The 14,234-nt window shown below is 72.8% G+C and carries 14 protein-coding genes; 11 read left to right on the top strand and 3 right to left on the bottom strand.

Going from position 1 to position 14,234, the window contains the following annotated elements; all coding sequences use genetic code 11:
* Positions 1-142 precede the first annotated feature (142 nt).
* The gene (locus ACZ60X_RS05585) at positions 143-544 is read left to right on the top strand and encodes a VOC family protein (RefSeq protein ID WP_469593636.1); all 402 of its coding nucleotides are present in this window, start codon (positions 143-145) and stop codon (positions 542-544) included.
* On the opposite strand, the gene ACZ60X_RS05580 is transcribed toward ACZ60X_RS05585, so the two are convergent.
* From ACZ60X_RS05580 to ACZ60X_RS05570, 3 genes are all read right to left on the bottom strand, one after another.
* Positions 527-1,213, bottom strand: coding sequence for a helix-turn-helix domain-containing protein (locus ACZ60X_RS05580; RefSeq protein ID WP_469593634.1), 687 nt, complete (start codon positions 1,211-1,213; stop codon positions 527-529). The genes ACZ60X_RS05585 and ACZ60X_RS05580 overlap by 18 nt on opposite strands.
* Positions 1,214-1,296: 83 nt before the next feature.
* Positions 1,297-2,217, bottom strand: coding sequence for a VC0807 family protein (locus tag ACZ60X_RS05575; RefSeq protein ID WP_469593631.1), 921 nt, complete (start codon positions 2,215-2,217; stop codon positions 1,297-1,299).
* 197 nt (positions 2,218-2,414) lie between these two features.
* Positions 2,415-3,599: a YihY/virulence factor BrkB family protein gene (locus ACZ60X_RS05570; RefSeq protein ID WP_469593629.1), complete on the bottom strand. Its 1,185-nt coding sequence runs from the start codon at positions 3,597-3,599 to the stop codon at positions 2,415-2,417.
* 211 nt (positions 3,600-3,810) lie between these two features.
* Here ACZ60X_RS05570 and ACZ60X_RS05565 point away from each other — a divergent pair, with 211 nt between their 5' ends.
* The 10 genes from ACZ60X_RS05565 to cysD all read left to right on the top strand — a co-directional run bounded on the left by ACZ60X_RS05565 (position 3,811) and on the right by cysD (position 14,234).
* Positions 3,811-5,457, top strand: coding sequence for an acyl-CoA dehydrogenase family protein (locus ACZ60X_RS05565; RefSeq protein WP_469593626.1), 1,647 nt, complete (start codon positions 3,811-3,813; stop codon positions 5,455-5,457).
* A gap of 259 nt (positions 5,458-5,716) precedes the next feature.
* On the top strand, positions 5,717-6,994 hold the full coding sequence (locus tag ACZ60X_RS05560; RefSeq protein WP_469594382.1) for a GAF domain-containing protein: 1,278 nt from the start codon (positions 5,717-5,719) through the stop codon (positions 6,992-6,994).
* Between the two features lie 188 nt (positions 6,995-7,182).
* On the top strand, positions 7,183-8,517 hold the full coding sequence (locus tag ACZ60X_RS05555) for a hypothetical protein (protein ID WP_469593624.1): 1,335 nt from the start codon (positions 7,183-7,185) through the stop codon (positions 8,515-8,517).
* Between the two features lie 701 nt (positions 8,518-9,218).
* On the top strand, positions 9,219-9,797 hold the full coding sequence (locus ACZ60X_RS05550; protein ID WP_469593620.1) for a GNAT family N-acetyltransferase: 579 nt from the start codon (positions 9,219-9,221) through the stop codon (positions 9,795-9,797).
* A 146-nt stretch (positions 9,798-9,943) separates the two neighbouring features.
* Positions 9,944-10,027: a putative leader peptide gene (locus tag ACZ60X_RS05545; RefSeq protein WP_310739661.1), complete on the top strand. Its 84-nt coding sequence runs from the start codon at positions 9,944-9,946 to the stop codon at positions 10,025-10,027.
* A gap of 125 nt (positions 10,028-10,152) precedes the next feature.
* Positions 10,153-11,850, top strand: a complete 1,698-nt coding sequence (locus ACZ60X_RS05540; protein ID WP_469593618.1) for a nitrite/sulfite reductase — start codon at positions 10,153-10,155, stop codon at positions 11,848-11,850.
* Positions 11,847-12,029 carry a hypothetical protein gene (locus ACZ60X_RS05535; RefSeq protein ID WP_385840688.1) on the top strand — a complete coding sequence of 61 codons (183 nt, stop codon included), beginning with the start codon at positions 11,847-11,849 and terminating at the stop codon, positions 12,027-12,029. Before ACZ60X_RS05540 ends, ACZ60X_RS05535 begins: the two co-directional genes overlap by 4 nt.
* Entirely contained in the window at positions 12,026-12,736 is a 711-nt protein-coding gene (locus ACZ60X_RS05530) for a phosphoadenylyl-sulfate reductase (protein WP_469593615.1), read from the top strand. The genes ACZ60X_RS05535 and ACZ60X_RS05530 overlap by 4 nt, the downstream gene beginning before the upstream one ends.
* Entirely contained in the window at positions 12,733-13,302 is a 570-nt protein-coding gene (cysC, locus tag ACZ60X_RS05525; protein ID WP_469593613.1) for an adenylyl-sulfate kinase, read from the top strand. The genes ACZ60X_RS05530 and cysC overlap by 4 nt, the downstream gene beginning before the upstream one ends.
* A complete protein-coding gene (cysD, locus tag ACZ60X_RS05520) occupies positions 13,299-14,234 on the top strand; it encodes a sulfate adenylyltransferase subunit CysD (RefSeq protein WP_469593609.1) in 936 nt (311 codons plus the stop codon). Before cysC ends, cysD begins: the two co-directional genes overlap by 4 nt.

Below are 14,234 nucleotides of genomic sequence, written 5' to 3'. Positions count from 1 at the left end.
TGAACACCCCGGGCCCTGGTCAGCGGGGTGGTCCCGGGCCCGGCGATGCGTTCGCGAAGAAGCGTCCCCCCGTGCACACCCCGAACGTCGGCTGTCCGTTTCCTTCAAGACCGGCGGGCCGTCGCCCTCCTACGGTGGCTCCATGACCGCACGATTCGCAGTGATCGGCGTGGTGGCCTCCGATCTGGCCGCCTCGCTCGCCTTCTACCGCCGCCTCGGGCTGGCCTTCCCTCCCGGAGCCGAGGAACAGCCGCACGTCGAGGCCGAACTGCCCGGCGGGCTGGTGCTCGCGCTGGACACCGAGGAGACCCTCCGCTCCTTCCACTCCGGCTGGCGCCCGCCCGAGGGCGGTGGGCGCGTCGCACTCGCCTTCCGCTGCGACTCCCCCGCCGGGGTCGACGCCCTGTACGAGGATCTCGTGGGCGCCGGATACCACGGGGAGCTGAAACCGTGGGACGCCTTCTGGGGCCAGCGCTACGCCACCGTGCACGACCCCGACGGCAACGGCGTCGACCTCTTCGCCCCGCTACCCGCCGCCGAGTAGCTCCCCGAGCGGCCGCCCCGCCAGCTCCCGTACCTCGCGGGCGAGGTGGGGCTGGTCCGCGTATCCCGCGCGGGCCGCCGTCTCGGCGTACGTCAGTCCCGAGCGGGCCAGCGACAGCGCACGCTGCAGGCGCAGAACACGGGCGAGGGTCTTGGGCCCGTACCCGAACGCGTTCAGGCTGCGGCGGTGCAAGGTGCGCGCCGTGACGCCGAGTTCGGCCGCCGTCGCGGCCACCGGGCAGCCCGCACGCAGGCGCTCCACCAGCCGGTGCAGCAGCGGATCGGGGGCCTCGGCCCGTGCGGCCGCCTCCAGGGCCAGTTCCTCCAGTGCCGTCGCCGGATCGGGCGCCGCCTCGACACGGTCCCTCAGCCGTCGGACCCGGGCGGCGGGCCAGAGGTCGGCCAACTCCACACGCTGGTCACGCAGTCGGTGCGCCGGCACGCCGAGCAGGGCGGGCGCGGTGCCGGGGAAGAAGCGGATGCCCGCCCAGGAGCGATCCAGGCCCTCGGGGGCGTACGGGCGGGTGTCGGGTCCGGCCACCAGTAGTCGGCCCTCGCTCCACAGCAGGTCCATACAGCCGTCGGGCAGCACCGCCCCGCCGTCGGATCCGCTCGGGGCGCGCGTCCACACGACGGCACCGGTCAGCCGGGAGGCCCACTCGGTGTACACAGGAGTCAGCGTACGTCGCCGGCGTCCCTGGCGGGGTTGGGCCAAGGGGAGGCACCTGACGGTCGGCGGCGCAGGGCCACCTCTCAGGCCCGGGAGCCGATGGGGCGGTCGGGTGATGCGCCGGGTTGGGGGCGAGGGGCCGGCGCGGCGCGTATGCCGCGGGGAGCCGCCGTCGGCGGGGGGACCGCGTGGGCCGGGGCGGCCGGGGCGGTGTTCGTTCGGTCACCGGTCCGGTGCTCGCCGCGAGCGCGGGCGGGGTGTCCGGAGTCGGGGGCGCCGAGCAGGGGGATGTCGTGGCGGGCGCGGAAGCGGCGGGCGTAGGCGGCGGTGGCCGCGGCCGTCAGGGCGAGCAGGGAGAAGGACACCACCCGGGTGAGCAGTGGCACTCGGTCGGTGGGCAGGGTTGCGGCGGCGAGGGTGCCGAGGCCGCCGTCGAGCAGTTGCTCGGCGCCCCAGGCCAGCGTGAGGACGCGCAGGGACCGGCGGAAGTCGGCGGAGTCCCGCCAGAGTCCGGTCCGCGACCGGGCTGCCTGTCCCCGGTGCAGCCGCTGTCCGAGCTGGAAGGCCAGCGGTCTGCGGGTGAAGCCGGTGCCGAGCGCCCAGGTGCCGACCGCGAGGGACAGCGCCGCGTCCTTGAACAGCAGGAGCCGGGGACCGCCGCCGATCAGGGACACCAGCGCGGCGGCGCCCAGCAGCACCGTGAGGAACAGGTCCACGCCGTCGATCCTGCGGTGCCGGACCGCGCCGTACAGCAGACGCAGGGCGGGGGGCGCGCCGCTGAGCAGCAGCGCCGGTCCCTGGCCGGCGCCGAGTGCGCGGGCGGCGTAGTAGACGAGGAGCGGCAGGACGAGGCCGACGGCGATTCCGAGCAGCGGGCCGCGGCCCGCCCTGGCCGTCCTGACGCTCCTGTCCGTCGCCGCGCCGGACTCCGTCCGTCGTGCGTGGCACGTCGTGCCCGCCATGCCCTGCGGCCGTGCCGTCGCTTCGCCTCGCACCCGCGCCATCTCCTCGCCTCCTCGCCCACTGGGAGCCGTCGCCGGCCTGCGGGTAAACGCTAGGTTCCAGGCGGTGCCGGGCGGATCGGAGCACCGGTGGAGAGACGGGTGGAAACCGGGTGGAAGCACCGGGCCATACCCTCCACCCTTGATCCGCACCCCCGGGTGGAGACCTCAGCCCGGCCCCCGCGCGGCCGACCGCGCCCCTACCCCTGCCCCGGTCCCGAACCCTGGCCCTTCTGGGGGTGTGCGTTGCCGTTGCCGTGGTGGGCGGGGTGCTGGTGCTGCTGGTTCTTCGCGTGGGCACGCAGGCGGGCCGTGACGTCCTCCGGGGGGAGGAAGCGGGACCAGCGCTCAGGGAACTCCGAGGGCATGTCGGGGTCGTCGGGGTCGGTATCGCGGGCGGCCGCCGCCCAGGCGACGTACTCGGCGACCTGTGCCTCGCGGACCCGCTCGTTCGCCTCGCGGGCGGCGGCCGTGGCGGCGGCGGGCCAGACGCGGTCGATGGCCGCGTTCACCGCCGCGCCGACGAGGACGGCGAAGGCCGAGACGCCGATCCACAGCAGGACGGCGACGGAGGCCGCCAGGGAGCCGTAGATGGTGGCGCCCTCGATGGTGTGCACCAGGTAGATGCGCAGGAGGAAGCTGCCGAAGACCCACATGGCCAGGGCCACCAGGGCGCCGGGGACGTCCTCGATCCACGGGGAGCGGACCGGCACGGACACGTGGTACAGGGTCGTCAGGAAGGCGATGGACAGGACGATGACCACCGGCCAGTACAGGACCTGCACCACCGTCTCCGACCAGGGCACCACCCGCACCACGGCGTCCGGGCCCGCCACCATCAGCGGCAGCGCCACCGAGCCGATCAGCAGCGCCACGATGAAGAGCAGGAAGGACATCATCCTGGTCTTGACGATGCCGCGCACGCCGTCGAGGCCGTACATGACGGTGATGGTGTCGATGAAGACGTTCACCGCGCGCGATCCCGACCACAGGGCGAACACGAAGCCGATGGAGATGACGTCGGGCCGGGTCTTCAGCACGTCGTGCAGGATCGGCTCGGCGATCTCCTTCACGCCCTTGTCGGACAGGACCGTCCGGGAGGCGTCGAGGATGTTGGTCTCCAGGCTCTGGATGGTGTGGGCGCCGGTCCAGTTGTCGACGTAGGCGAGCAGCCCGATGAGGCAGAGCAGCAGGGGCGGCACGGACAGGAGCGTGAAGAACGCGGCCTCGGCCGCGAGGCCCAGGATGCGGTACTCCATGCAGGAGTTGACGGTGTCCTTGAGCAGCAGCCAGGCGGTCCTGCGTTTGGAGACGTTCCGGTAGAGGGCTCTGGCCCGGTGGAGGCGACCGGCGGGCGGCTCGGGGGGTTCACTTGCTGGCTGCACGACCCAACGGTATCCGCAGCACCGGACCGCCCTCATCTTCCGGGCTGCCGACCGCGTCCCTTCCAGCCCGTTTGATCACGGCCCGTCCCACCGCCGGCATCGGGTCCGCCGCCGGGCCGGCCGGTCGACCGTGTCCGGCTCGCCCACCGCCCCGCGCCGCTGTGCCACGCTGGAGGCCATCAGCAGCACTTCCCCGGGTAGGTTCGCAAGCATGGCAGGCACCTCCACCCACACCGTGACGAACCAGCCGCCCCCACTGGCCGGCTACGACCTGTTCACCGCCGACCGGGCCCTCGTGGCGGCCGTCGAGCGCCACACCGCTCCCGAGGTGCTGGCCGAGGTGCGCGCGGAGCTGTCCGGGCTGGGCCGGTCCGCGGGCTCGGCGCAGGTGCAGGAGTGGGGAGCGCGGGCGAACGAGAACCCGCCCCGGCTGCGCACGCACGACCGCTACGGCCACCGGATCGACGAGGTCGACTTCGACCCGGCCTGGTACCGGCTGCTCGGCAAGGGGGTCGGCGCGGGGCTGACCGCCGCCTGGACCCGGCCGTGCGGGCATGTGCGCCGGGCGGCCGGCTTCCTGATCTGGACCCAGGTGGAGGCGGGCAACTGCTGCCCGCTGTCGATGACCCACGCGGCCGTGCCCGCGCTGCGCTGCGACCCGGAGCTGGCGGCCGAGTGGGAGCCGCGGCTGACGTCGACGGTCTACGACCGCGAGCTGAGGCCCGCCGCGCAGAAGCCCGGGGCCCTCTTGGGCATGGCCATGACGGAGAAGCAGGGCGGCAGCGACGTACGGGCGAACACCACCGAGGCCCGGCCGCTCGCCGAAGCCGGGACGTACACGCTGAGCGGGCACAAGTGGTTCTGCTCGGCGCCGATGTCGGACGGGTTCCTGGTACTGGCCCAGGCTCCCGGCGGCCTGACCTGTTTCCTGGTCCCCCGGGTCCTGGCGGACGGCACCCGTAACGTGTTCCTGCTCCAGCGGCTGAAGGACAAGCTGGGCAACCGGTCCAACGCCTCCGCCGAGGTCGAGTTCGACGGCACCTGGGCCCGCCGGGTCGGCGAGGAGGGGCGCGGGGTGCGCACCATCATCGAGATGGTGGCGGCGACGCGGCTGGACTGCGCGCTCGGCTCGGCGGGCCTGATGCGGCAGGCGGTGGCGCAGGCCGTGCACCATTGCGCGCACCGCGAGGCGTTCGGCGGCAAGCTGATCGACAAGCCGCTCATGCGCAACGTCCTCGCCGACCTCGCCCTGGAGTCGGAGGCCGCGACCACGCTCGCGCTGCGGTTGGCTGCCGCCTGCGACGACGGCGGCGAGCAGGAGCGCGCCTTCCTGCGGCTCGCGGTGCCGGCCGCCAAGTACTGGATCACCAAGCGCTGTACGCCGGTCGCGGTGGAGGCCGCGGAGTGCCTGGGCGGCAACGGCTACGTCGAGGAGTCCGGGCTGCCCCGGCTGGTCCGGGAGTCGCCGCTGAACTCCGTCTGGGAGGGCGCCGGGAACGTGCAGGCGCTGGACGTGCTCCGGGTGCTGCGGCGCGAGCCGGGCGCGCTGGACGCCTGCCTGACGGAGATCGGCCGGGCCCACGGCGCCGACCACCGCCTCGACCGCGCGGTGAAGGACCTGTTCACCGAACTCGCCGACCTGGACGGCGTCGAGGCCCGCGCCCGCCGTCTGGTGGAGCGGCTGGCCCTGGTCCTCCAGGGCTCCCTGCTGGTCCGCCACGCGCCACCGGAGGTCTCGGACGCCTTCTGCACCTCCCGCCTGGGCGGCGACCACGGCACGAGCCTGGGCACCCTGCCCACGGGCCTGGACCTGGAGTCGATCGTGGAGCGCGCCCGTCCCGTGGGTTCGGTGCGTTGACGAGGGGGTGGGGTGGTGCTGCGCCGACACGGCACCACCCCGGGAGGTCAAGTCTCGGCCACGCCAGGTAGGTTCACCAGGGTTGCAAGGGGTTGCAACAAAATGGCCCACGTGGGCGGAGTATGTGCCTCCGCCGTGCCCGGAGCGGCAGTATGTGGGGGCACAGTCGGGCCGGAAACCGCCGCCGGTACGGCTTGACAAGGATGTTCGACGCCCTTTTCCGGGCCCTTTCCGGGAGGACCCAGTGGTGAACCCGCCGATGAACGCGGCGCGCCTGGCCGCCGTGGACGCGGCGCGGGTGCTGAGCGAGGTGCGCGAGGCCACACTCGCCGGTGACCGTGCGCGGATCGCGCCGCGGCCGGTGATCGAGCAGTCCTGGGGGCGGATGCTGCGCAACGGCGTGGACCCCGAGCACGACTTCCGCTCGGGGCTGCTGCCGTCGGACGAAGTGCGGCGCCGGCGCGAGGAGTCACCGCTGCGGCATGTTCTGCCGGTGTTGCGCGAGGGTCTGCTTTCGGTCGCGGACGTCGCACAGCACATCATGGTCGTCGCGGACGCGGACGGGCGGGTGTTGTGGCGGGAAGGCGCCTCTCCGGTGCTGCGCAAGGCCGACGGCCTCGGGTTCGAACTCGGCGCGGACTGGCGGGAAGACGTCGTCGGGACGAACGGTGTGGGCACCCCCGCGGTGGTGCGCCGGCCCGTGCAGGTGTTCGCGGCGGAGCACTTCGTACGCTCGCAGACCTCCTGGACGTGCACCGGCGCACCGATCAACGATCCCCGGGACGGCCGGCTGATCGGCGTGGTGGACGTCAGCGGCCCGCTGGAGACGATGCACCCGGCGACCCTGGCCTGGGTGGACTCGGTGGCCAAGCTGGCCGAGGCACGGCTGCGGGAGATGCACCTGGACTCGCTGGAGCGGCTGCGGTCGGTGGCGGCGCCGGTGCTGGCCCGGCTGGAGGGACGGACGCTGGTGGTGGACCGCCACGGCTGGTCGGCGGCGGTGTCCGGGATGCCGTACGTACGGCGGGTGGCGCTGCCCAAGTCGCTGGCGCCGGGGCGGCGGTGGCTGCCGTCGCTGGGGTCGTGCGCGGTGGAGCCGCTGGCCGGGGGCTGGCTGCTGCGGGTGGCGCAGGAGCCGGCCGGCACGGCGACCCGGCTCGTGCTGGACCTCGGCAGGCCGGGGCGCAGCACGCTGACGGTGAGCGGTTCGGCAGGGTCCTGGTCACGTGAACTCAGCCCCCGGCACGCCGAGTTGATCTACCTGCTCGCCGAACACCGGTCCGGGCGCGGGGCGGCGGCGCTCGCCGGGGATCTGTTCGGGGATCCCTCACGCACGGTGACGGTACGGGCCGAGATGTCGCGGATCCGGCGGTACCTCGGGGAACTCCTCCAGCATCGGCCTTATCGTTTCTCTGAGAGCGCGGAGATCGAGGTGCTCCTCCCGGACGACCCGCGTGACCTGCTGCTTTCCTCGACGGCACCGGCGATCGCGCGTCGCCGGGCGGTTCCGGCGAACGGCGGGACCGCCGTTCGCTGAGGCCGTCTTCCATCCAATTGCGGGGTCTTCGCCCTGCGCGGGCCGTTACTGCCGTAGCATCCCTTCAGGGCCTCCCCGGCTGTTCCAGGCGTCAACCTACGGATCACCAGGCACAGTTGGCCCGCCTCGGCCCGCGCCGGGCCACCGAGGCACCTCGGAGGCGAAGGAGCCCTGGAAGAGGGGACGAGATGAAGCATCGCGGCAGACACCGCCGGCGCAGACGGGGCGCCGCGCTGCGCGCGCTCCTGACAAGCACGGCGCTGGCGCTCACCGCGGCCGCCACCCTGATCAGCGTCTCCCAGGCGGACGTCACCGACAGCCCCGGCACGCTCACGTCGCTCTCCTCCCCCGCCGACACCGGCCGGCTGCGGCTGCGGGAACAGCTCGTCCCCGCCCGTACGCTGGACCGGCTGTCCTCGGCGATGGGCACCCCGGTCGGTGTGGACGACGTCCTCGCGAGCGCCGACCGCCGCATGAACCAGGCCCCCGACTGCGCGTCCGCCGACCGCGCCTCGCTGCCCGTCGCCCCGGCCGCCGACCGCGCCTACTGCTGGGACCCGGCGGACACCGCCGCCGGCGTCTGGCGGCCGGCCTCGGTGACGACGTCCGGGGACGCCGACGACGACGGCGTCTGGGGCGCGCACCGGGTCGTCCTCGCGGGCTGGACCCACAGTGCCACGGCCGGCCGCGCCGCCGAGCGCGGTCTCGCCCGGGTCGCCTTCGTGAACGCCGACGACCCGGCCCGGCTCACCTACCGCTGGGTGCTGCTGGTGGTGCCGGTCGACGGCGGCCGCGACTACCGGGGCCTGGTGTCGGGGGTCTCCGGGATGGTCTGGTACCAGGACAAGTTGCTGGTCACCGCCAGGTCCGGCGGCGCCGACGCGCTCTATGTCTACGACCTCGACCGCATCCAGCGCACCGACGTCGACGGGCCCGCGATCGGCCGGGTGCCCGGCGGCTGGTCGGCGGACGGCTACCGGTACGTGATGCCCGCGATCGGCTCGTACCGCTTCACCGCCGGTCGCTGCGCCGCCTCGGGGCCGCCCTGTCCGGGCGCGATCGCCCTGGACCGGGGAACCGCGCCCGACAGTCTGGTCGCCGCGGAGTGGACGACGCCCGGCGCCGGGCACACCGCCCGGCTGTGGCGGTACGCCTTCAGCATGGCCCCCGCGCGCGGCGGGCTGCTCGCCACGGACGCCGCGGGTGAGGTGAAGGCGGTGGAGGAGTACCGGACGCGGGCGGCCGGGATCCGGGGAGTGCTGTCGTACCGGGAGCCCGGCGCGGATCGTCCGTCCTGGTATGTGGGACGACTGCCCGGCTCGCGGGACGGACACGGCGAGCTGTGGCGGCAGGACAGCACGGGGGCCAAGGCCGCGCAGTGCGGTGCGGATGCCTCGCACCGCTGCTGGGCCGAGGGGGCGGGCCCCTTGTCGTACTGGCAGGAGACCGGCGAGGTGTGGTCGCTGTCGGACCGGATGCTGTTCTCACTGCCACTGGCCGAACTGGACCACTCACTGAACTGAGCCGCCCCCGGCAGACCACAGGCCCACCTCGGCCCTGACACCGGCCCCGGTCCACAGACCGGCCGCACATCGGCCCGCGCCCGCTCTCGAGCCGCACACCCGTCCGCACTCACTCCCCAATCCCGTGCCGGACAGAATCCGCACCCAGCCGCACACCCGCCCCCGCCCGCAGACCCGCTCCCGCACCCCCGCCCCGCGCCCCACCGGCCCCACGCCGCACCGCGCCCCACCGGCCGCACACCGACGCCGACCCACAGACCGGCCGCACACCGGTCCGCGCCCCCGGCCACACACCCGCCCCGACCCGCACCACCCGCCCCCGCCCGCAGACCCGCTCCCGCACCCCCGCCCCGCGCCCCACCGGCCCCACGCCGCACCGAACCCCACCCGGCCGCACACCGACGCCGACCCACAGACCGGCCGCACACCGGTCCGCGCCCCCGGCCACACACCCGCCCCGACCCGCAGTCCCACTCCCGCACCCCCGCACCCCGCCCCACGCCCTCCGGCCCAACACCCGGCCCCCGCCGCACCGGGCCGGCACCTGAACCCACGCCGCACCGAACGCCACCAGCCGCACACCGGTCCGAGCCCACGCCCTGCGCCCCTGCCCGCACCGGTCCCTCGCCCGGGCGCACGGCTCTCCTCCGGCGTGACCCGGTCGATCGACAGATCCGCGGCGGGATGATTCCCTGGCCCGCATGAGCAGCGTCCCTGTCACCACCTGGTCTCTGGAGCAGACGTCACCGACCGACCTCCTGGCCGCCACGGCGCCCGAGGGCGACGACGTCCGGATCGTTCGTGCCGAGGTTCCCTCCCCCGAGTTCAGCCGGTTCCTGTACACCTCGGTCGGCGGCGACATCCGCTGGACCGACCGGCTCGGGTGGAGCTACGCACGGTGGCAGGAGTACCTGGACCGGCCGGGCGTGGAGACCTGGGTGGCCTACGACCGCGGCACGCCGGCCGGGTATGTGGAGCTGGAGGGGCAGGACGAGGGCGCGGTGGAGATCGTCTACTTCGGTCTGGTGCCCGCGTTCCGCGGCCGGCGCATCGGCGGTCATCTGCTGTCGTACGGCACGGCCCGCGCCTGGGACCTGGCCGAGCGGTGGCCGGGACGGCCGCCGACGAAGCGAGTGTGGCTGCGCACGTGCAGCAAGGACGGCGAGTTCGCGATGGCCAACTACCAGCGGCGCGGCTTCCAGCTGTTCGACACCAAGATCGAGCTGGAGCCGGAGGTGTCGGCCCCGGGCCCCTGGCCCGGGGCGCACGCCGGCCGATAACCCCCGATACCCGGCGCGACCTGCCGCGACAACCCCTTCGGCAGCGTATGTGAGCGACAACACCCTTGTTCCATATTTCGGGACAAGGGTGTCCGCATGATGGATAAAGCTGGACTGTGTCCAGATCGCCGTGACACGCTTCCGTCATGCCTGGAACTGGAATTGCCTTGGTGAGTCGGCGGCACGTCGACCTCGGCCGCATGTCCAGCGCCATCTGTCCGGCGAGCTGAGCCCACCAGCACCGCCGCACTCCCCCTTCCTGATTTCTGCCGCGCGATGATGCGCGACCATGTGCGCATGCGCGCGTATGCGCAGGTCAGATCCCCTTCCCGTCGGTCCCGAAGGACGTAGAACCATGGCCGCCACTCCGCCGAACCCCGCCGCCTCCGCGCCCCGCCGCAAGGTGAGCCGTCACCGCGGTGAGGGTCAGTGGGCCGTGGGCCACCTCACCCCGCTCAACGGCAACGAGCAACTCAAGAAGGACGACGACGGTCTCAACGTGCGGACACGCATTGAGACGATCTACTCCAAGCGCGGTTTCGACTCCATCGACCCGAACGATCTGCGCGGACGCTTCCGCTGGTGGGGCCTGTACACCCAGCGCCGCCCCGGGATCGACGGCGGCCGCACGGGTCTGCTGGAGCCCGAGGAGCTGGAGGACGAGTACTTCATGATGCGCGTGCGCATCACGGGCGGCCGGCTCACCACCGAACAGCTGCGGGTCATCGGCGAGGTCTCCGAGACGTACGCGCGCGGCACCGCGGACATCACCGACCGGCAGAACATCCAGTTCCACTGGGTCCGCATCGAGGACGTGCCCACGATCTGGGAGCGCCTGGAGGCGGTCGGCCTGTCGACCACCGAGGCGTGCGGCGACTGCCCGCGCGGCATGCTCGGCTCCCCGGTCGCCGGGGTCGCCGAGGACGAGATCATCGACGGCACGGCCGCGCTCGACGAGATCGTCCGCCGCTACATCGGCGACCCTCGCTTCTCCAACCTGCCCCGCAAGTACAAGACGGCCGTCTCCGGTTCGCCGCTGCTGGACGTCGCCCACGAGATCAACGACATCTCCTTCGTCGGCGTGGTCCACCCCGAGCACGGCCCCGGCTTCGACCTGTGGGTCGGCGGCGGCCTGTCCACCAACCCCAAGTTCGGTGTGCGCCTTGGCGCCTGGGTGCCGGAGGCCGAGGTGCCGGAGGTGTGGGAGGCCGTCACCTCCGTCTTCCGCGACTACGGCTACCGTCGGCTGCGTCACCGGGCCCGGCTGAAGTTCCTGGTCTCCGACTGGGGCGCGGAGAAGTTCCGCCAGGTCGTCGAGGACGAGTACCTCGGCCGCAAGCTGCTCGACGGTCCCGCGCCCGAGATGCCCGCGCAGGCGTGGCGCGACCACATCGGCGTGCACCGCCAGAAGGACGGCCGCTTCTACGTCGGCTTCGCCCCGCGCGTGGGCCGCATGGACGGCTCGCTGCTCACCAAGGTCGCCGCGCTGGCCGAGGAACACGGCTCGGGGCGGGTGTCCACCACCGTCGAGCAGAAGATGATCATCCTCGACGTGCCGGAGGACCGGGTCGACTCGCTGGTCGACGGGCTGGAGGCGCTGGACCTCAGGGTCAGCCCCTCCCCCTTCCGGCGGGGCACGATGGCCTGCACGGGCATCGAGTTCTGCAAGCTCGCCATCGTGGAGACCAAGGAGCGCGGCAGCGACCTCATCGACGAACTGGAGCGGCGGCTGCCCGAGTTCGACGAGCCGCTGACCATCAACATCAACGGCTGCCCGAACGCCTGCGCCCGCATCCAGACCGCGGACATCGGTCTCAAGGGCCAGCTGATCACCGACTCCGAGGGCAACCAGGTCGGTGGCTACCAGGTCCACCTGGGCGGTGCCCTCGGCCTGGAGCCGTCCTTCGGCCGCAAGGTCCGCGGTCTGAAGGTCACCTCCGCCGAGCTGCCCGACTACATCGAGCGTGTCCTCAAGCGCTTCCAGGCCGAGCGCGAGGACGGCGAGCGGTTCGCCGCCTGGGCGGCGCGGGCTTCCGAGGAGGCGCTGTCGTGAGCGAGCGGGCCGCGCCCTTCTACTGCCCCTACTGCGGCGACGAGGACCTGCGTCCGGGTGAGCAGGGCCATGGCGCCTGGGAATGCGGCGCGTGCAACCGCGCATTCCAGCTGAAGTTCCTCGGGCTGCTGGCCCGGGGCCTTCAGCGGGCCGACAACGGAGGGGACGACCGGATATGACGACGGCTCAGCACGACCGTACGACCGATGAGTTGAAGGCACTTGCGGAGCAGGCGGGCCGGGAGCTGGAGGACGCCTCCGCCCTGGAGATCCTGCGGTGGGCGGTCGATACCTTCGGCACGAAGTTCTGCGTCACCTCCTCCATGGAGGACGCCGTGGTCGCCCATCTCGCCTCCCGCGTGCTGAAGGGCGTCGACGTCGTCTTCCTCGACACCGGCTACCACTTCCCCGAGACCATCGGCACCCGCGACGCCGTCGAGGCCGTGATGGACGTCAACGTCATCACGCTCACGCCGAGGCAGACGGTCGCCGAGCAGGACGCCGAGTACGGCCCGAAGCTGCACGACCGCGATCCCGACCTGTGCTGCAAGCTGCGCAAGGTCCAGCCGCTGGAGGAGGGCCTGAAGGGCTACCAGGCCTGGGCGACCGGCCTGCGCCGCGACGAGTCCCCGACCCGGGCGAACACACCGGTCGTCGGCTGGGACGACAAGCGGCAGAAGGTCAAGATCTCGCCGATCGCCCGCTGGACGCAGGACGACGTGGACGCCTACGTCGCCGAACACGGTGTGCTCACCAACCCGTTGCTGATGGACGGCTACGCCTCCGTCGGCTGCGCCCCGTGCACCCGGCGGGTCCTTGCGGGCGAGGACGCGCGCGCCGGCCGCTGGGCGGGCCGCGCCAAGACCGAGTGCGGGCTGCACGGATGACGGACGACCAGAATTCACAGGAGAACGACGTGACGACCGGAGCCACCGTCTGGCTCACGGGTCTGCCGAGCGCCGGCAAGACCACCATCGCGTACGAGCTGGCCGGCCGGCTGCGCGCCGAGGGCCACCGCGTCGAGGTGCTCGACGGCGACGAGATCCGCGAGTTCATCTCGGCGGGCCTCGGCTTTTCCCGCGAGGACCGGCACACCAACGTGCAGCGCATCGGCTTCGTCGCCGAGTTGCTCGCCCGCAACGGCGTGAAGGCGCTGGTGCCGGTGATCGCGCCGTACGCGGACAGCCGGGAGGCGGTCCGCAAGCGGCACGAGGAGAACGCCACGCCGTACCTGGAGATCCATGTGGCGACGCCGGTCGAGGTGTGCAGCGTCCGCGATGTGAAGGGGCTGTACGCCAAGCAGGCCGCGGGCGAGCTGACCGGGCTGACCGGGGTCGACGACCCGTACGAGGAGCCCGAGACCCCGGATCTGCGGATCGAGTCGCAGAACCAGACGGTGCAGGAGTCCGCGGCCCGCGTGCACGCCCTGCTGAGCGAGAGGGGACTGGCATGACCACGGCCGCCACGGTGAAGGACGGCACCAGCACCCCGTACGCCCTGTCGCACCTCGATGCCCTCGAATCGGAGGCCGTGCACATCTTCCGTGAGGTGGCGGGCGAGTTCGAGAACCCGGTGATCCTTTTCTCCGGGGGCAAGGACTCCATCGTCATGCTGCACCTCGCGCTGAAGGCGTTCGCCCCGGCCGCGGTCCCCTTCTCGCTCCTCCATGTGGACACGGGACACAACTTTCCCGAGGTTCTTGAGTACCGGGACCGTGTGGTGGCCGCACACGGGCTGCGCCTCCATGTGGCCTCGGTCCAGGACTACATCGACCGGGGTGTGTTGAAGGAACGTCCCGACGGCACCCGCAACCCGCTCCAGACGCTCCCTTTGACGGAGAAGATCCAGAGCGAGAAGTTCGACGCGGTGTTCGGCGGCGGCCGCCGGGACGAGGAGAAGGCCCGCGCCAAGGAGCGGGTGTTCAGCCTGCGCGACGAGTTCTCCCAGTGGGACCCGCGCCGCCAGCGCCCCGAGCTGTGGAACCTGTACAACGGCCGGCACGCCCCCGGCGAGCACGTCCGGGTCTTCCCGCTGTCCAACTGGACCGAGCTGGACGTCTGGCAGTACATCGCCCGCGAGGGCATCGAGCTGCCGCAGATCTACTTCGCGCACGAGCGCGAGGTGTTCGCCCGGAGCGGCATGTGGCTGACCGCCGGCGAGTGGGGCGGTCCGAAGGACGGCGAGACGGTGGAGAAGCGGCTCGTGCGCTACCGCACCGTCGGCGACATGTCCTGCACGGGTGCCGTCGACTCCGACGCCACCACGCTGGACGCCGTGATCGCCGAGATCGCCGCCTCCCGGCTCACCGAGCGGGGCGCGACCCGCGCCGACGACAAGCTCTCCGAGGCCGCGATGGAAGACCGCAAGCGCGAGGGGTACTTCTAA

Source organism: Streptomyces sp. NPDC104106, from assembly GCF_055584345.1.
This window is presented reverse-complemented; position numbering and strand designations above follow the sequence as displayed.

Coding starts and splice junctions, on each gene's coding strand:
- cysC (WP_469593613.1), top strand. CDS start 12,733: ATGACGGACGACCAGAATTCACAGGAGAACGACGTGACGACCGGAGCC.
- ACZ60X_RS05585 (WP_469593636.1), top strand. CDS start 143: ATGACCGCACGATTCGCAGTGATCGGCGTGGTGGCCTCCGATCTGGCC.
- ACZ60X_RS05530 (WP_469593615.1), top strand. CDS start 12,026: ATGACGACGGCTCAGCACGACCGTACGACCGATGAGTTGAAGGCACTT.
- ACZ60X_RS05550 (WP_469593620.1), top strand. CDS start 9,219: ATGAGCAGCGTCCCTGTCACCACCTGGTCTCTGGAGCAGACGTCACCG.
- ACZ60X_RS05560 (WP_469594382.1), top strand. CDS start 5,717: ATGAACGCGGCGCGCCTGGCCGCCGTGGACGCGGCGCGGGTGCTGAGC.
- ACZ60X_RS05545 (WP_310739661.1), top strand. CDS start 9,944: ATGCCTGGAACTGGAATTGCCTTGGTGAGTCGGCGGCACGTCGACCTC.
- cysD (WP_469593609.1), top strand. CDS start 13,299: ATGACCACGGCCGCCACGGTGAAGGACGGCACCAGCACCCCGTACGCC.
- ACZ60X_RS05575 (WP_469593631.1), bottom strand. CDS start 2,217: ATGGCGCGGGTGCGAGGCGAAGCGACGGCACGGCCGCAGGGCATGGCG.
- ACZ60X_RS05555 (WP_469593624.1), top strand. CDS start 7,183: ATGAAGCATCGCGGCAGACACCGCCGGCGCAGACGGGGCGCCGCGCTG.
- ACZ60X_RS05565 (WP_469593626.1), top strand. CDS start 3,811: ATGGCAGGCACCTCCACCCACACCGTGACGAACCAGCCGCCCCCACTG.
- ACZ60X_RS05540 (WP_469593618.1), top strand. CDS start 10,153: ATGGCCGCCACTCCGCCGAACCCCGCCGCCTCCGCGCCCCGCCGCAAG.